The organism is Nocardia sp. NPDC004654 (assembly GCF_040609595.1).
Lineage (GTDB): Bacteria > Actinomycetota > Actinomycetes > Mycobacteriales > Mycobacteriaceae > Nocardia.
The window spans coordinates 65,887-82,601 of the sequence record NZ_JBEXKI010000002.1 but is presented as its reverse complement, the minus strand read 5'-3'; the positions used below and the strand labels follow the sequence as shown (position 1 = coordinate 82,601).

Annotated in this window: 18 protein-coding genes; 9 read left to right on the top strand and 9 right to left on the bottom strand. The window is 69.0% G+C overall.

Annotated elements, in window-relative coordinates; all coding sequences use genetic code 11:
• Positions 1-44: 44 nt before the first annotated feature.
• The gene (locus ABZV58_RS06050) at positions 45-857 is read left to right on the top strand and encodes an SAM-dependent methyltransferase (protein ID WP_354999094.1); all 813 of its coding nucleotides are present in this window, start codon (positions 45-47) and stop codon (positions 855-857) included.
• 52 nt (positions 858-909) lie between these two features.
• Here ABZV58_RS06050 and ABZV58_RS06045 read toward each other — a convergent pair whose 3' ends face one another.
• Positions 910-1,863, bottom strand: a complete 954-nt coding sequence (locus ABZV58_RS06045) for an ATP-dependent DNA ligase (protein WP_354999093.1) — start codon at positions 1,861-1,863, stop codon at positions 910-912.
• 301 nt (positions 1,864-2,164) lie between these two features.
• On the bottom strand, positions 2,165-2,473 hold the full coding sequence (locus ABZV58_RS06040; RefSeq protein ID WP_354999092.1) for a hypothetical protein: 309 nt from the start codon (positions 2,471-2,473) through the stop codon (positions 2,165-2,167).
• 543 nt (positions 2,474-3,016) lie between these two features.
• Here ABZV58_RS06040 and ABZV58_RS06035 point away from each other — a divergent pair.
• Positions 3,017-4,531 (top strand): AIM24 family protein, encoded by a 1,515-nt coding sequence (locus ABZV58_RS06035; protein WP_354999818.1) that lies wholly within the window; start codon positions 3,017-3,019, stop codon positions 4,529-4,531.
• A 55-nt stretch (positions 4,532-4,586) separates the two neighbouring features.
• On the opposite strand, the gene ABZV58_RS06030 is transcribed toward ABZV58_RS06035, so the two are convergent.
• From ABZV58_RS06030 to ABZV58_RS06015, 4 genes are all read right to left on the bottom strand, one after another.
• Entirely contained in the window at positions 4,587-4,928 is a 342-nt protein-coding gene (locus ABZV58_RS06030) for a DUF6766 family protein (protein ID WP_354999091.1), read from the bottom strand.
• 124 nt (positions 4,929-5,052) lie between these two features.
• Complete coding sequence (locus ABZV58_RS06025; RefSeq protein WP_354999090.1) at positions 5,053-5,811, bottom strand: ATP-binding protein; 759 nt, start codon at positions 5,809-5,811, stop codon at positions 5,053-5,055.
• A gap of 56 nt (positions 5,812-5,867) precedes the next feature.
• A complete protein-coding gene (locus ABZV58_RS06020) occupies positions 5,868-6,347 on the bottom strand; it encodes a DNA starvation/stationary phase protection protein (RefSeq protein WP_354999089.1) in 480 nt (159 codons plus the stop codon).
• Between the two features lie 79 nt (positions 6,348-6,426).
• Positions 6,427-7,113 (bottom strand): PAS and ANTAR domain-containing protein, encoded by a 687-nt coding sequence (locus tag ABZV58_RS06015; protein ID WP_354999088.1) that lies wholly within the window; start codon positions 7,111-7,113, stop codon positions 6,427-6,429.
• Between the two features lie 95 nt (positions 7,114-7,208).
• Here ABZV58_RS06015 and ABZV58_RS06010 point away from each other — a divergent pair, with 95 nt between their 5' ends.
• The gene (locus tag ABZV58_RS06010) at positions 7,209-7,460 is read left to right on the top strand and encodes a hypothetical protein (RefSeq protein WP_354999087.1); all 252 of its coding nucleotides are present in this window, start codon (positions 7,209-7,211) and stop codon (positions 7,458-7,460) included.
• Between the two features lie 74 nt (positions 7,461-7,534).
• Positions 7,535-9,184 (top strand): alkaline phosphatase D family protein, encoded by a 1,650-nt coding sequence (locus ABZV58_RS06005; RefSeq protein WP_354999086.1) that lies wholly within the window; start codon positions 7,535-7,537, stop codon positions 9,182-9,184.
• A 281-nt stretch (positions 9,185-9,465) separates the two neighbouring features.
• Here the strand turns inward: ABZV58_RS06005 and ABZV58_RS06000 are convergent, their stop codons facing one another.
• The gene (locus tag ABZV58_RS06000) at positions 9,466-10,185 is read right to left on the bottom strand and encodes an anti-sigma factor (RefSeq protein WP_354999085.1); all 720 of its coding nucleotides are present in this window, start codon (positions 10,183-10,185) and stop codon (positions 9,466-9,468) included.
• Positions 10,182-10,844 (bottom strand): ECF RNA polymerase sigma factor SigK, encoded by a 663-nt coding sequence (sigK, locus tag ABZV58_RS05995; RefSeq protein WP_354999084.1) that lies wholly within the window; start codon positions 10,842-10,844, stop codon positions 10,182-10,184. The genes ABZV58_RS06000 and sigK overlap by 4 nt, the downstream gene beginning before the upstream one ends.
• A 115-nt stretch (positions 10,845-10,959) precedes the next feature.
• Here sigK and ABZV58_RS05990 point away from each other — a divergent pair, with 115 nt between their 5' ends.
• The 4 genes from ABZV58_RS05990 (at position 10,960) to ABZV58_RS05975 (ending at position 14,391) form a co-directional block, all read left to right on the top strand.
• Positions 10,960-11,547: a TetR/AcrR family transcriptional regulator gene (locus tag ABZV58_RS05990; protein ID WP_354999083.1), complete on the top strand. Its 588-nt coding sequence runs from the start codon at positions 10,960-10,962 to the stop codon at positions 11,545-11,547.
• Positions 11,548-11,707: 160 nt separating this feature from the next.
• Positions 11,708-12,721: an EamA family transporter gene (locus tag ABZV58_RS05985; protein WP_354999082.1), complete on the top strand. Its 1,014-nt coding sequence runs from the start codon at positions 11,708-11,710 to the stop codon at positions 12,719-12,721.
• Positions 12,718-12,936, top strand: coding sequence for a hypothetical protein (locus tag ABZV58_RS05980; RefSeq protein ID WP_354999081.1), 219 nt, complete (start codon positions 12,718-12,720; stop codon positions 12,934-12,936). The genes ABZV58_RS05985 and ABZV58_RS05980 overlap by 4 nt, the downstream gene beginning before the upstream one ends.
• A 225-nt stretch (positions 12,937-13,161) precedes the next feature.
• Positions 13,162-14,391, top strand: coding sequence for a cytochrome P450 (locus tag ABZV58_RS05975; RefSeq protein ID WP_354999080.1), 1,230 nt, complete (start codon positions 13,162-13,164; stop codon positions 14,389-14,391).
• 53 nt (positions 14,392-14,444) lie between these two features.
• Here the strand turns inward: ABZV58_RS05975 and ABZV58_RS05970 are convergent, their stop codons facing one another.
• Positions 14,445-15,857, bottom strand: a complete 1,413-nt coding sequence (locus ABZV58_RS05970; RefSeq protein ID WP_354999079.1) for an amidase — start codon at positions 15,855-15,857, stop codon at positions 14,445-14,447.
• A 239-nt stretch (positions 15,858-16,096) separates the two neighbouring features.
• On the opposite strand from ABZV58_RS05970, the gene ABZV58_RS05965 reads away from it, so the two are divergent.
• The gene (locus ABZV58_RS05965) at positions 16,097-16,714 is read left to right on the top strand and encodes a hypothetical protein (protein ID WP_354999817.1); all 618 of its coding nucleotides are present in this window, start codon (positions 16,097-16,099) and stop codon (positions 16,712-16,714) included.
• Position 16,715: the final 1 nt, after the last annotated feature.

Below are 16,715 nucleotides of genomic sequence, written 5' to 3'. Positions count from 1 at the left end.
TCGAGCTGACATGATGACCCTAGTCGAGATGAATTGAGGGCGTGGTGAACTCGGAATCGGCGGCAGCCAGGGTGGATATCAGCAAACCTCACCCCGCGCGCCGGTACGACTACTGGCTCGGCGGGAAGGACAATTTTCCGGCGGATCGAGAGTCGGCCGACGCGGTGGCCGAGGGCTTTCCGACGGTGCGGCTCGCGGCCGTGGAGAACCGCAACTTCTTGCGCCGCGCGGTGACGTATCTGGCCGCGGAGACGGGTATCCGGCAGTTCCTGGACATCGGCACCGGTCTGCCCACCGCGGGCAACGTCCACGAGATCGCGCAGGGCATCGCACCCGAATCGCGAATCGTCTACGTGGACAACGACCCGATCGTGCTCGTGCACGCCCGCACGCTGCTGAACAGCTCGCCCGAAGGCGCGACCGCCTACCTCGACGCCGACCTGCGCGACCCCGACCGGATCCTGACCCACCCGGATCTCACCGCCACCCTCGATCTCACCCAGCCGGTCGCGTTGATGCTGGTGGCCGTCATGCACTTCATCACCGACGACGAGGCGCCCTACGGCTTGGTGCGTCAGCTCTGCGAGGCGCTGCCCTCCGGCAGCTACCTGGTGATGACCCACGGCACCAACGATCACCTCACCGACGAGGATCTCGCCGAGACGAAACTGGCCAACGAGCGCAGCGGCGTTCCCTTCCAATTGCGCTCGACGGCCGAGTTCCGCCAATTCTTCACCGGTTTCGATCTGGTGCCCCCCGGCATCGGCTCGGTGATGACCTGGCGTCCGGAAGTCTGGCGCGCGCATCCCCGCCCCGAGGCCGTCTCGATGCTCGGCGCCGTCGCTCGCATCCCCTGACGCACGCTCTGCTTTTGCGAGCCGTGCGGTGAGTTCGCGCCAGTGGACGCCGTCAGGTGGCGCGGCGGGCGCGGGCGCGGCGCTTGCCTTCGTGCATCGCTTGGACGCGGGCGACCGGGATGGTGTGGCCTTCGGCGACGAGATCTTCGGGGAGAGTTTGGGGCGCGGGCATTTCCGCGGTCCACGGGTCGCGGTCGCCGAGGCGCTCGGGGGCAGTGCGCAGGGTGAAATCGGTCGGGTTCGCGTCGGCGAGGTCGGCCCAGCCGATCGGGAAGGAGACCGGGACGCCGGGGCGAATGCGGGGGCTGTAGGCCGCGACGACGGTCGCGCCGCCGGAGCGGGTGGAATCGAGGAAGACCTTCCCCTCGCGGTCCTCGCGGATGAACGCCGTGGTTGCCAGGTCGGGGTCGAGGCGCTCGGCGCGGGCCGCGATCGCCCGGGTGGCCGCGGCGGCGTCCTCGCTATCGGTGCCCGCGGCGACGGGAACGAACACGTGAACCCCCTTGGCGCCGCTGGTTTTCACCGCGCCCGCCAGGCCGTCGGCGACCAAGGCCGCGCGGATCAGCTCGGCGCCGAGCACCGCATGGCGAAAAGTCTGCCCCGGTGACGGGTCGAGATCGAGGACCAGGTGGGTGGGGCCGGTGGAGTGGTCGGCGAGCAGCAGCGTCGGGTGGTATTCGACGGCCCGCTGATTGCCGAACCACAGCAGGGTGCGCACGTCGTCACCGAGGGCGTAGGTGACCTCGCGGCGCGCGCTCTCGGCCCACAGTGTCACCCGCGGCACCCACTCCGGCGTGTACTTGGGCAGGTTCTTCTGCATGAACGGTTCCTGCCCCGGCCGGATCCGCACCACCGAGAGCGGGCGGTCGCGCAGCTGACGCACCAGCCGGTCGCCGACGAACTCCAGGTAGTCGATCAGATCCCGTTTGGTCGCCGACGCACCGTCGAAGAGCGGCTTGTCCAGATTCGTCAGCGTGACGCCCGCGCGCACCTCTTCGCTGCCCATCGGCCCACCTTGCCCCGCGGTCTCGGCGCGGTCAACCCCGGACTCTCGAGGTCATCATTTCTCCGAGAGGTTCGCGGGACGGGACTCGATCGATGTTCCAGAGGGCGCGCTCCGACGAGGTAGCGAGCCAATTTCTTTGACAGCAAATGTCATTGAAAATGGCTCATCCGCCGCCCCCAAACGGGAACGGCGGATGGCAAGATCAATTACGGCAAATTCACTGCAATGAAACCCCAGGCGCCGGTACGTCGCGGCTCAAAGGGAATCAGGACCACCGGAGCAGTGATCGACCGAGATCGAATCAGGCAGCGGGCTCGGCAGGCGCGGCGGGCTGGGCCAGCTCACGAGCGCCGGTGAGCGCCTCGATGATGTTGACGATGGCAGAGGTGCCGCCGTCGAAGGCCGAGCTGCCCGAGTCGAGCATGCTCGAACCGGCGGACGAACCGGCCGAACCGGTGGACGAACCAGCGGAGCCGGACTCGGCGGAGCCGGTGGCGGAACCGGTGAAGCCGGTGGAATCGTCGGCGGAGGCGACCGCGACGGGGCCGAGGAACATGGTGGCAGCGACAGCGGCGGCACCGGCGGCGGCGAAGGTCTTGCGAGAGAACATGTGTGGGCTTTCCTTTCACGGACTGGTTCGTCACGCCAGCGGCGCGCACCAGCAACGTTATGGAAAAGAGATCTATAAATCCAGTTTCGTGATTGTGCGAATTATCACCGTTAATAATTGGCTAACGGACTGTTTTAGCAAGGTAACGCAGCCGACCATCAACTAGAAGTTGACTCCAGCGAAAATGCGGCGATCCACTTATAAAAACGATCTTGTCAATTCTCAGAATATCGACAAATCGACCTTTCGGGGGGGCGGGCGCGAATATCGACCAGATGGCGTATTGCCCAGCGGCACGGCCGATCTCGCGGTGTGGCTTCGATCCCGGCGCGGCCCGGTGCGGCGCGACCGGAGTGCGCCGACGGTCATCGACCGGTGCGCTGAGGTGCGTTCCGGCCTGATCCAAGGGCCACGGTGGCGCACGGCGCGGATGCGAGACACACTCGTGACCATGAGTTCGATGTCCTGGCGACCCAGCGCGACGGCGGGCCCGGCGTGACCGCGTTGGCCCGCGGCGAGAACCGGCCCGCACCCGGCGACCGGATGACCGTCACCGTCACCTGCACCGCGCCCGTCGACGTGTCCGCGCTGCTGCTGAACGCGGCGGGCCGGGTGCGCTCCGACGGCGATTTCGTCTTCTTCAACCAACCCGTCGGGCCCGGCGTCACCTACCGGCACGGCCGCGGCGCGGGCGACATGGTCGACGTGCAGACCTCCGCGCTGCCCGCTGACGTGGACAAAGTCGTCGTGACCGCCAGCCTCGACGGCAGCGGCCCGCCCACCTTCGCGGGGGCGGGCTCGCTCACCGCGACGATCGGATCCGATTCGGGCACGATCACTTTCCCGATGACCGGTCTCAGCACCGAGACCGCCGTGGTGTGCGTGGAGATCTACCGCCGCGGCGGCGCGTGGAAGATCCGCGCCGTCGGCCAGGGCTACGACGACGGGCTGGCCGGGATCGCCAGGGCGTTCGGTGTGAACGTCGACGACGAACCCGCACCGCCACCCGCCGCGTCCCAGGCCGCGCCGTCGCCCACCGCGCCGCAGGCCGCTCCGCCACCAGCATCCGGCGGCTACGGCGCCCCGGCTGCGGGCACCGCGTACGGCCCGTCGACCACGCCCCCGGCGTACCCCGCCGCACCCCCACCGTCAGGTGCCTACAGCGCCCCGGCCGCGGGCACCGGATACGGTCCAACCCCGCCTCCGGCGTACCCGAACGCCCCCGCGTACGGCTCACCGCAACCCGCGAGCCCCGCTTACCCTCCGCCCGGCGCGGTACCTCCCCCGCCGATGTCGACACCCCAGCAAGGAGCGCTGCCGATGCAGAGCGATCTGTTCAACCCGAGTCACGCCGAGGTCAACGGCGTCGGCATCCAGAAGCAGGGCGGCAAGATGGTCAAGGTCGGCCTGGCGGGCGAGGTCATGGCTCGCGCCGGGTCGATGGTCGCCTATCAGGGTGACTTGCAGTTCCAGGCGCTGGGCTCCGGCGGCATCGGCCGCGCCATCCAGCAGCGGCTGACCGGTGAGGGCGTGCCGCTGATGAAGGTCTCCGGCCGCGGCGACCTGTTCCTGGCCAGCGCCGCCGCCGACGTGCACATCATCGATCTGGACGGCAGCGACGGCCTGACCATCAACGGCGCCAACGTGCTCGCCTTCGATTCGACGCTGCGCTACGACATCAAGATGGTGCAGGGCGCGGCCGGATTCGCGAGCAACGCAGGCCTTTTCAACTGCGTGTTCACCGGACGGGGCCGGATCGCCATCACCACCCACGGCACCCCGGTGGTGCTGAATGTCGACCAGCCGACCTACGCCGATCCGCAGGCGGCGGTGGCGTGGTCGTCGAGCTTGCAGACGGGTATCAAGCGCAACGACTCGTTCGGTCTGGGCAGGCTGATCGGCCGCAGCACAGGAGAAGGTCTGACGCTGGCGTTCTCGGGTCGCGGCTTCGTCATCGTGCAGCCTTCGGAACTGCCGCCTGGCGGACTGCTCGGCGGCACCGGCGGCGGGCAGCAGGCGGGGCAGAGCGGCGGCATGCTGGGCGGCCTGTTCGGCTGACGGCGCACCTCCGCCTTCGCACCGGCCACATGGACCGCGCCTGCGTCGAGAGCCCTCAGACCCGTCGGCTCTCGGCCTCGAGCTGGACGAGAGCCTGTCGCACCTGGTCGACCTTGGACTCGATGCGTTCCAGATCCTCCGCGTCGGCACGAAAGATCCAGTGCTTGGCCCCCAGCAGCAGCACGGCCTGGAAGACGAGCTGCAACCACTCGCTCTGCCAGTTCTCGAACGTGCTGGACAGGAAGTCCGACCAGAACTCGCCCCACACGAAGGGCTGCTGATGCGCCGACTGCGCGTGGCGGAAGTCGGCGAGCTGGGTGAAGAACTGCCCGAGCCAGGACCCGGCAAACAGCAGTATCAGGACGTACACCGCGCCCCACCGTCTGAAGTGCGCCATGACCCAGCGGTACCCCCCGAACGCCCGAGTTAACGGCGGGCAACGGTCGGCGTAGCTCGGCCGGTCCTGGCCGCCGCGCGCATCGGACGCGAGCGCGGCGGCCCGGTGGCCGACCTCGACACGCTCACAACAGCAGCGGTCTCCGCTGCTCCGCCAGCGTCGCCCACACGACCTTGCCGACCGGCCAGCGCGGCGCGCAACCCCACGCCCGCGCCAGCGAGGCCACCACGTGCAAACCGAACCGGGCCGGATGCCCGGCGGCCGGTTCGCGCAACATCGCCTCTTGCGGATCGGCGTCGGCCACCGCGATCGTGAGCGACCCGCCCTGGCATTCCAGGCGCAGGAGCAGCTCGCCGAAGGCGTGCAGCAGCGCGTTCTCCACCAGTTCGGTGGCGACCAGCAGCGCGTCCGTGCGGACCGGGCCGACCTCCCAGCGATCGCACATGCGGGTGACGAACCGTCGGGCGTGCATCGAGGAGACCGTGCTCGGCGCCAGCTCGATCACCGCCTCGCGCCGCGACGGCGCGGGCGGCAGGGCCCGCAGCGCGTCCTCGATAGACGGGAACGTCGGCACCCGGTGCCTGGCCGCGACGGTCGCCGTCGGGTTCGCCAGCCCGGCGGCCACCAGCACGATCGGCACGTGCGGCCAGTCGCTGACTCGCACCCGGGCGGACGCGCACGCCGTGGCCACCGCGTCCTCGACCAGATCGAGATCGTCGACCACCACGATCACCGCGCGCGGGCGGTCGACGGCGTATCGCACCAGGTCGTCGCCGAATCGGCGATATCCGTCCCAGTCCAGCACTCCGCTCGGCCGGAGCACCGTGCAACCGGCCAATTCGGAAGGGCGCCAAAGCAGTGCGCCGCGACGGAACCCGGACATTTGCCCTCCATCCGCCCCACGCCGGTCGGCGGCGCGCGGGCGGTGGCCTATCCCGCTCACGCCGTCGCCAGCTGCGCCTGCCACATCCAGTGCAGCTGCTCGAGGCGCGCGGCGATCTCGATGAACAGATCCTGGGTGACCGGATCGGCCTTCTCCGTGGCGTCGATCCGCTCGCGCAGCCGGGAGATCACCGCGGTCAGGTTTCCGACCACCGCGTCGATGACCTCGGAATCCTGCTGCCAGCCGTCGGGAAAGCCGATCGCGCCGGACTTCTCGGCTACGGTCGCCGCCCGGCCGTCCGGGCTCACCCCGACCGCGGTGGCACGCTCGGCGGCCGAATCGGTGAACTCGCGTGCCGCGGTCACCAGTTCGTCCAGTGCCAGATGTACCGAGCGGAAGTTCCGGCCGATCACGTTCCAGTGCGCCTGCTTGGCGATCAACGAGAGGTCGATCAGATCGACCACGGTGGCGCGCAGGGTCTCGCCGGCGATGCGCTGCTGTTCCGGATCGAGGGTGCTCGTGATGGGCTGAGTCATCGCTCATGCCTTTCTCGTCGTCGGTCCGTGTCAACGACGGGCTACCCAGCTTCGCAGCGTCGAATCGGACCGGCGGCCCTCAGTCCGGCGCGATGCGTTGGTGCAACGTCAGCAACAGGTGATCGAACGCCGTCTGCACCCCGGGGCGCACCGGCGGCAGCGTGCTCAGTTCGGCCAAGAGCTGCGCGGCGAGAGTGCGTAGTTTGACGTTGGTCTCCTGGGATCGCCACCGCAAGACCCGGAAAGCCTGATCGGCGTTGATGCTGTACACGCTCATCAGGACGCCCTTGGCCTGCTCGATCACCGCGCGGGCCTCGAACAGCTCGGGCAGTGCCTCGTCCAGGGCCTCCCTGCGTTGCTCGTCGATGGCGTCGGTGAGATCGATGTAATAGCCCGCGGTGCCGAGGGGGTGGCCCGCGTCGTCGGTCATCATGTCGCCGAGCACAAGCACGGGATGGACCCGGCCGGTCGTGTCGACGATGCGGTGCCTGCTGCAGAACGGCGCGGCGTTGCGCTGCGCGTTGGCGATGGCGTCGGCGACGAGTTCGCGGTCGGCGGGATGCTTGTGCGAGAGCAACAGCTGGGTGGTCGGCGTGACGCTGCCTGGGGTGTACCCGTACATCAGGGCAACCTCGTCGGACCACTCCCAGCGCTGGTCGGCGAACCAGAAGCGGAAAGTCCCGGCGACCTGCGGACGACCCACGCTCACCACGTGCGCGACCACGCCCGCCGGGGTCTCCGGGGTTAGTTCACCCAAGTCCGTCACGGAACAAGTATGCCCTTTGCCAGGCCGACCCGGGCCTCGACAGCAAACTGTTGGCATCCAGGTTTCTCGCCCGGCGGGCCGGGCACCCGTTGGGCATGGACGACAACGCGAAGCGCCCGCACACCACGGTCACCGAGAGCGATCTGCGCGAGTTGCTCGGGGCGGGCGCCGACGCCTGCCTGGTGCTGCTCGAGGGTCGCGTCGAGATAGCCGAGGGCTCCGCGCAAGGTCTGACCATCGCGACACGGGACGAGGTCGCGGGTCGCGCCGGAGCCGATCCGGACCGGACCAAGCTGGGCGAGCTGGCAGCGGAACTCTCCAGCGAGATCCGGCTCCAGGGAGCCTGAGACGCGCCCGTTTTCCGCCGAGCGCCGCGCGGTCGGCGGCGGAGAGTCGCGCCCGATCCGATGTACCGTGATTTATGGGCGTGTCTCGGCGGCAGCTGTTGCGGTTCGGCGCGGCGGGATCGGCCGCGGTACTCGTCGGCGCGTCGGCGGCCAGCAGCGGGCGGTTCCGCACACCGCGCTGGTCGGCGGATCCGTTCACACTCGGCGTGGCTTCGGGCGATCCGACTCCGGACGGCGTCGTCCTGTGGACCCGGCTGGCGCCGGACCCGTTCGCGCCGGACGGCCACGGCGGCATGATGAATCACCCGGTGACGGTCGACTACGAGGTCGCCGACGACGAACTCTTCCACCGGGTGGTGGCCCGCGGTTCGGCCGTCGCCACCCGAGAACTCGCGCACAGTGTGCATCCGGAGATCAACGGACTCGCGCCGGATCGCTGGTACTACTACCGGTTTCGCGCCGGCTCGGTGATCTCGCCGATCGGGCGCACCCGCACCGCGCCGCCGCACGGGCAGCCGACCGCGCGCATGCGCTTCGCCTTCGCCTCCTGCCAGTCGTGGAGCTCCGGCTATTACACCGCCTACGAGCACCTCGCCCAGGAAGATCTCGACCTGGTCGTGCACCTCGGCGACTACATCTACGAGCGCGCGTGGGTGCAAGGCCGCCAAGGACTTTCGCTGGGCACGGAGTTCCAGGACGAGGCGGTCGACCTGCCGACCTATCGGCTGCGCTACGCGCTGTACAAGGCCGAGCAGCCACTGCGTGACGCGCACGCCGCGTTCCCGTGGCTGGTCACCATGGACGATCACGAGGTCGACAACAACTGGGCGGCGGGTTCTCCGGGCCTCGGCATCGACATCCATATGATTCCCGCGCTGTTCCGCCGCCGTCGCGCCGCCGCCTTCCAGGCGATGTACGAACACCAGCCGCTGCGGCTCGCGCAGCTGCCGCGCGGCTCCGGCATGCACCTGCACCGCCGCTACCGGTTCGGCGATCTCGCGGAGATCACCATGCTCGACACCAGGCAGTACCGGACGCCGCAGGCCTGCGGCGGCAACGTCACCGCGGGCTGTGCCGACCGCTTCGATCCAGACCGCACCATTCTGGGTGCCGCGCAACGTGATTGGCTGCTCGACGGCTTCGCGTCCTCGCCCGCGCGCTGGCAGATCGTCGGCAACCAGGTGGGCATGAGCCAGACCGACAGCGATCCCGGACCGGATCTGGCGGTGTCCACCGACTCGTGGGACGGCTACGTGGCCGATCGCAACACCGTGCTCGGCGCGGCGACGGACCGCGGCGTACGCAACCTGGTGGTGATCACCGGCGACCGGCACCAGAACCACGCGGCCCACCTGCGCCGCGACTACGCCGATCCCGAATCACCGGTGGTCGCTTCGGAATTCACGGGCACCTCGATCACCAGCGGGGGCGACGGCGCGGACATGAACGACACCGGACGGCGACTGCTCGCCGCCAATCCCGATCTCGAGTTCTTCAACGCGCAGCGCGGCTACGTCCGCGTCGAACTCGATCACGGTTTGTGGCGCAACGACTTCCGTGTCGTGCCGTACATCCGCCGCCAGGGCGCGACCATCCACACCCGCGCGAGTTTCGTCGTGCAGGACGGGGTGCCCGGTGTCCGGGAAGCGTGGCGGCCGGAGGCTCCTGTGGAGCCGGTGCCCGGTTCCGACATCGTCGCGGGACCTACCCGAGGAACGCGCTGAACCTCAGCGGTGCGCGGCGTCGTACCAGTGGTGCGGTATCGACCAATCCCACTGCTCCGCAACGGTGTCCGCGGCGAGTCATTCGTTGTGGCAGCGGATGGAACCGCCGACGCTCGCGCCGTACAGCAGCAGTCCGCGCAACAGGTGCCGCGACAGGGTGGACAGGCGCCGCCGCATCGTCACCTCCTCGCTGGTGAAGGTCGGTAGGGCCGAATTCGGGCCAGAATACGTGCGGGCGTTGGCCCGCGGAGGCGAAATCGGCGATCGCGGCCGCCCGCCGATCAGCCGAGGACGAGCGCGGTGACCGGTGTCGTCGTCGGCAGCGGCGACCCGCCGGGCGGTTCGATCGTCATCGCCAGGGCGTCCGTGGGTTGGAACCGGGTGACGAACGGCGCGTCCGGTGTCGGCAGCTGCGCGAGAACCCCGACCGAGCGCGGCGGACCCTCGGGCGGCACCAGCCACAGCTGATAGGACCGCCCCTGCTCGGGCGCGGGCACCCCGTCGAAGGTCACCGTCGCGGCGCCCAGTTGCGCGGAGGTGGTTACCAGTAGCGTCCCGCCGCCCTCGACCGTCGCGGCGCGGGTCCTGGTGTCGGCTTGTTCCTGCACGAGCTGGGCCGTGATGTCGGGGCTGGTCTGGACCGTGTCACGGCCGAGCAAGACTGCCGCGCCCGCCCCCACGCCCACCGCGACGACCAGCGCGGCGGCCGCCGCCAGCCATCGCGGCCCTGTGCGGCGCAGGCCGCCTACGGCGGGACCGTCGATGGCGGCCAGGATCGTCGCCTCCAGTTCGGCGGGCGGCGCGACGCTGTCGACCACCGTCATCGCCGCCAACGTCTCGCGGACGCCGCGGACGGTGTCGTCGAAGGCCGCGGCGGTGGCCCCGTCCGCGGCGTCGACACGTTGTTCGATGATCGCGCGCTCGCGGTCGGTGACAGCGTCCATCGCATAGGGGAAAGCCAGGTCGAGCAGTTCCGGGTCGGGGGACTCGGCGTCGATCAACTGGATTCACCTCCGGTCAGGCAGGTCGCGAGTCGCCGCAGTCCGTCGCGGATGCGGCTTTTGACGGTGGGCAGTGGGACATCGAGCTGATCGGCGACCTCGCGGTAGGTGCGCCCGCTGTAGTAGGCCAGTGCGAGGGCTTCGCGCTGCATGGTCGTCAGGGTCCGCAGGCATTCGAGCACGGATTGCTCGTCCAGGCGCTGGCCGACCTCCTCGGCGACGATGTCGTGGTCCCGGCCCAGGTGGCTGTGGCCGTACACGATGTCTCGATCGGCCGTGGACTGCTCGGCGCGGACGCGATCGACCGCGCGCCGGTGCGTGAGCATCATCAGCCAGCCGATGGGGCTGGCCCGATTGCGGTCGTACGTCGCGGCCGTCGACCACGCCTGGAGGTATACCTCCTGGGTGATCTCCTCGGCCGCGGCCCTGCTGCGCGCGATGCGCATCGCGAGGCCGAAGACGCGGTAGCTGGTCGAGCGGTAGAAGTCGGTGAAGGCTTCCCGGTCGCCGTCGCCCACGGCGGCCAGCAGGTCCGCGAGCCAGCGGCTGCGTTCGGCCGCCGTGTCCTGGTCGCGCGGGTAGCACTGCGGCGCCGTCCTGTTCGCCGCCGAGTACCGGTGCAACCGGATGATGCCGCGTTCGTCCGCGTCATCCGACATGCTTCGACCTTTCCCGCATAAGAGGTGCTTCGCTGCGGATCGGAATTCGGATGGGTTTTTCAGGACTGATTCCGGCCTGACTGGGTAGACTGACCTACCTAATTGGAGGTGAGGCATGGAAGCATCCGGTCAGCGGCGTCGACCGGCGCGAGAGCGTCTGCTGGAGGCGGCAGCGCAGCGCTTCTACGCCAAAGGCGTGGCGGCGACCGGGATCGACACCATCACCGCCGATGCGGGCGTCGCGAAAATGAGCCTGTACAACAACTTCGCGTCGAAGGCCGAGCTCGTGCGGGCCTATCTGGACGCCCGCCACGAGGAATGGCTCGGGCTGTACCGAGCGCGGCTCGCGCGTGCCGAGGGTCCAGCCGGGGGCGTGCTGGCGATCTTCGACTCCTACGCCGATCACGCGGCCTTGGCGTACGAGCACGGCTTCCGCGGGTGCGGGCTGCTGAACGCGGCGGCGGAACTACCGGCCGGGGACGAAGGCCGTGCGGTGGTGCGCCGCCACAAGGAAGAGGTGGAGTCGCTGCTGCGGGGCCACCTCGAGCACTTGCTTCCCGGGCGTGGCGAGGACGCGCGGGTGCTGGCCGAGCACCTGTCGTTTCTGTTGGAAGGAGCGATAGCGCGAGCCGGGCTGGAAGGTGAGGGCGCTCGCTTGGACCGTGCACGAGCGATCGCCGCCGGACTGCTGGACAAGCTGTGAATCGTGCCGGCTTGGCGGCGGTCTGTGATGAGCCGTGCCCTGGTTCGGGAGCGTGCCGCTCAGCGTGGATCGGTGCGGGTTGGCGCCGCGTGGGGGCACACCGGCATCACTGTTCGGGCGCACTCGCGGTGTCGAGCAGCGACAGCGGGGGTTGGCAGTCATGAGCCGCGCCGTGATTCGGGCGCGCGCCGCACAGCGCGGGTCGGTACAGGTGGGTGCCGTGTGCGTGCTCGCGGCGTCGCTGCTGTGGGCCACCACCGGTACGGCGGCGAGCTTCGCGCCCGGTGTGGGGCCGCTGGCCATCGGGGCGATGGCCATGGGTGTCGGCGGCCTGCTACAGGCGTTGCTGGCCGCGCGGCCGATCGCTCGCCAGGCACAACAGCTGCGCGACCGGGGTGGCACCGTGCTCGTTGGCGCGGTCTCGGTGGCTCTCTACCCTTTGGCGTTCTACAGCTCGATGCGGCTGGCCGGGGTGGCGGTGGGCACCGCGGTCTCGGTCGGCATGGCGCCGCTGGCCTCGGCCGTGATCGAGCGGGTGGCCGACCGGCGAAGGCTCACGCGCCGTTGGCAATTCGGCGCTGCACTGGGCCTGCTGGGCACTGTCTCGATCTGCGCGGCCGAAGCCACCGGAACCGGCCACGCGGCAGGGCCGGACTCGGTCGGCGCCGCCGCGGTCGGTATCGGGCTCGGGTTTCTCGCCGCTTCGACCTACGCGGTGTACTCCTGGGCGGCCCATCGCCTGATCACCGGCGGAATCGGCGCCCGCGCGTCCATGGGCGCGGTCTTCGGCCTGGGCGGGCTGGGTTTGGTTCCCGTCCTGATCGCCACCGGCGGACCTCTCGTCGGCTCGTGGGGTAATGCCGCGGTGGGCGCGTACATGGCGGTGGTGCCGATGTTCGCCGGGTACGTCCTCTTCGGGTGGGGGCTCGCGCATGTCTCCGCGAGCACGGCGACCACCCTGTCGCTGCTCGAACCGGCCGGTGCGGCGGTGCTGGCGGTGTTGGTGGTCGGGGAACGCCTGCCTGTTCTCGGTTGGTTCGGCATCGCCCTGGTCTTGGGGTGCCTGGTCGTCCTCACCCTGCCGGTCGCATCGGCCTCCATACCCCAGAATCGGGGGCGGCAGCATTCAGGTCGTGTGAAGGACCGAATCGCCACGAATACTTCGCGCCCATGATGAGAAAGACCCTCGCAGGATTCGCCCTTGCCGCCGCGCTCGTCGTCCCGGCTGGATCGGTGTCCGCCGCACCGCATTCGGAACCCGCTTCCGTGGCGGACAGCGGCTCGGCTTCCACCGGATCGGCCACCCAGTCCCTGTGCCTGCTGCTGCGGATGTTGCGGGCGGGGTATGTCGACAGCTCCGGCGGCGGGCCTGCCTGCACGTTCCCGTGAACGGCGTTGCGTCCGCACGTCTGTTCGGCCATCGGGCAGGTTCAGTCGAGCCTGCCCGTAGCTGGGGGCGCGAGCGACATAACCCGGGCAGGTCGGCGGCTTCGGCGGTAGCCTCTGTGGTGGGCACGAAAGCGTGTTCTCGACAGTTCTTTTCGAAGTCCGGGGGATGTGCGGGGGCAGGTAGCTGTCTACATCGTCGCCTTCGGCCGCGCAGGGAGGCACCCCGTGATCGACGAGAGACCTTGCACCGCAGCGATATCCATCGATCCGCTGGTACGCGATCTCGACGGTGAGACCGAACGGCTGCGAGCCGAGGGCCCGCTCGCTCGGATCGAGCTGCTCGGCGTGCCCGCCTGGAGCGTCACGGAACACGCGGTGGCCCGCAAACTCCTCACCGACCCGCGCTTGGTCAAAGACATCGATGCGTGGTCGCTGTGGACCTCCGGAACGGTGACCAGGCAGTGGCCGCTCATCGGCATGATCGACACCGGTCGTTCGATGTTCACGGTGGACGGCGCCGAACACCGGCGGTTGCGGATCAAGACCACCCAGGCGTTGACCGCACGCCGCTTGGACGCGCTGCGGCCCGCCATCGAACGGCTCACCGACGAACTGCTCGACGATCTGGACGCTGCCGGCCGCGACGGGGTGGTCGTCGACCTGAAGGCGCTGTTCGCGTATCCGCTGCCGATGCGCGTCATCAGCGAACTGATGGGCGTCGATCGTGCCGATCACCCGATGCTGCTCGCCTGGTACAAGGCGTTCTTCTCCCTGCTCACTCCGCAGGACGAGCGGCTGCGCGTCATCGACGAATTGGACTCCTATTTCACGGATTTGGTGCGCGACAAGACCGCGTCGCCCACCGACGACCTCACCAGCGCCTTCATCCTCGCCGACGACGGCGGCGAACCGCTCACCGAGGAAGAGGTCGTCGGCAACCTGAAGGCGCTCGTCGCCGCGGGCCACGAAACCACCGTCGGCCTGCTCTTGAATACGTTGCGAGCCTTACTGACTCACCCCGAGCACCTCAGCCGTCTCCGCGACGGCGACCTCGAATGGAAATCCGCCATCGAGGAAACCCTCCGCTGGGACACCCCGGTCACCCACTTGCTGATGCGCTTCGCCACCGAGGACATCCCCGTCGCCGACACCGTCATCCCCAAGGGCGACGGCGTCGTCCTCTCCTACCGCGCCATCGGCCGCGACACCACCCTGCACGGCCCGGACGCCGACACGTTCGACCCCACCCGCCCAACCTCCCACCGCCACACGGCTTTCGGCCACGGCCCGCACATCTGCCCCGGCGCCGCCCTCGCTCGCCTCGAAGCCACCATCGCCCTCCCCGCCCTCCTCACCCGCTTCCCCACCCTCGCCTTGGCCGTCCCGGTCGAGGAGATCCACAATCTCCCCGTCCTCACCCAAAACGACCTGGAATCCTTCCCAGTGCGCTGGTGAGCCCTGGTGGAGCGCCTAGCAGATTGCTCCGCACGAGGTTTCGCCGGACGAGCTCAGCTGCGCAGGTCCGCGGTGATTCGCGGGAAGGGGTTCTCCGCTTCGAGGAGGTAGCCGATTTCGAGGAGGGTGCGCTCGTCTCCGTATGCGGCGCTGCACATTACGCCGATGGGCAGTCCGTTGGAACCGAGGCCCATGGGCAGTGCGATGGCCGGTGATCCGGTGACGTTGTTGATCGGTGTGTAGCCCGCGTATCGGAACAAGCGATCGATGAGTTGGTCGGCGGGCACCGTCGGACTCAGATAGCCGATCGGCGGGACGGTGTGGGTGGTCACCGGTGAGAGCACGAGGTCGTAGTCGGCGAAGACGCGGTCGTAGATCTGCCTTGCCCGGCGCAGCCGGTACAGCGCGCCCGCGCTGCCGACGAAACGTTCCCGGTGGTATCGGCCAAGTCCTTTGGTCAGGTCGTCGAGGGCCGCGCGGTCGAACGTTCGGCCGTACAGAACCTTGCCGGTCAGCGCCGCCATGTGCGCGAGCAACGCCCAGTAGAGCAGGAAGTCGTCGGCGAGCCGTCGGGCGAACGGCACACCCAGCTCTTCGACGTGATGTCCGGCCTTGTCCAGTAACCGCGCCGCCCGCTCGACGGCCGCGCGGGTCTCGGCGTCCGGCTCGTCACCGGTTCCCGAACCGAGCAGCACACCGATGCGCAGCTGCCGGTCCGCCGGGCCCTCCACCATCCCGATCGGAGCCAGCTTCGGGTTGCGCCAATAGCTTTCGGCCGCTGCGGTATACGTTGCGGTATCGCGCACCGTTCTGGTCAGCACACCCTCGGAGATGAGCCTGATCGGGAGTTGGCGGGCTTGGCTGTTGTCCAGGTGCCGAAACCGGCTCGGCTTCAGCGCGACGAGCCCCGCGCACGCGGCCGGGATGCGCAACGATCCCCCACCGTCGTTCCCGTGCGCCACCGGCACCACCCCCGCGGCGACGAGCGCCGCACCACCACCGGACGACCCGCCCACCGAGTACTCCGGATTCCATGGGTTGACGGTCGGCTCCGCGTTCTGGAATTCGGTCGTCGGATTGAGCCCGAACTCCGGCAACCGCGTCTTGCCCAACAGCGTCACTCCGGTACTCAGGAACTGCCGCGTGTACGCGTCGTCACGCGCGGCGGGCCGCGGCCGAAACGCGAGACTGCCATGGCGAGTCGGCATCCCCGCCACATCGGCGTTGTCCTTCATGAACGTCGGCACCCCGAACCACACGCCCGACCGCTCCCCCGCGAACCGCGGCCGCTCGTAACAATCCAGCTCGACGGCATGCAGCACCGGCTCCACGCGCTCGGCCCGCACAATCGCCGCCCGAGCCACCTCCTCCGGACTCACCGCACCGGACCGAACCAACGCCGCCAGCGCGACGGCATCGTGCTCGGCGAGGACGTCATCGGTGAACGCGTGCACACGGTCGGCCATAACAGCGCTCGCAAAGGTGATCGAGGTCCACGTGGCTTATGGACAGTCGTCCAAACTGCGAGCATCATACGCGCGTCGACCTGAACCGCACCGATATCGAGTTGGACCGAATCGTGCGGCACCGACGACATCGTCGTCATTGCGGCCGAGCCCCGGTGTGCCGACCGCACGCGAATCTCGACACCATGTGTTCAACCATCGCTCGAAGCCGCCGTTCACCACCATCGCGCACCTTGAAGGTGCGCGACATTGTCCGCGAAATAGACTGTCCAACAACCTGCTACGCAGGCGATTACGCCCACCACGACATCGGCACAGGTCACGCGATCAACGAGGAAAAGGTAATGGAGGATCTCACCGCGCGATTCGAGGAGCTGAGTCGCCTGGTACCGATCCCCCACCCATGGGACACAACGGAATACATCGCGCGGGTGGCAGAGTACCGGGGACGGCCGATCTCGTTGTGCCCAATCGACGTCGACGCCCTCTTGGGGAACGGATGCGGCACCGGAAGTGGCCTGTGGATTGCGCGGGAAGGCGACGACGTGATCATGTACGGGGCCGACACCGAATGGCATGCCGATCAGATCATCGCCCACGAGATCGGTCACATGCTGCTCGGCCACGGAGACACTGCGAGCGGTCCGGGTGGCGCCGCGGCTGATCTGCCGTTGCGCGAACTGATGCCCTCGCTGTCGCTGGAATCCATCCGCAGCGTGCTGGGCCGCCAAGACTACGGCAGCGAGCGCGAGCGCGCCGCCGAAACGTTCGCCGACCTGCTGCTGGTCGAAGCGATGCTGCCGAAGCGGTCGGCGAGCCGGTTCCGCTCGACGTTCTTCCGAAACCGGCACCGCTGAG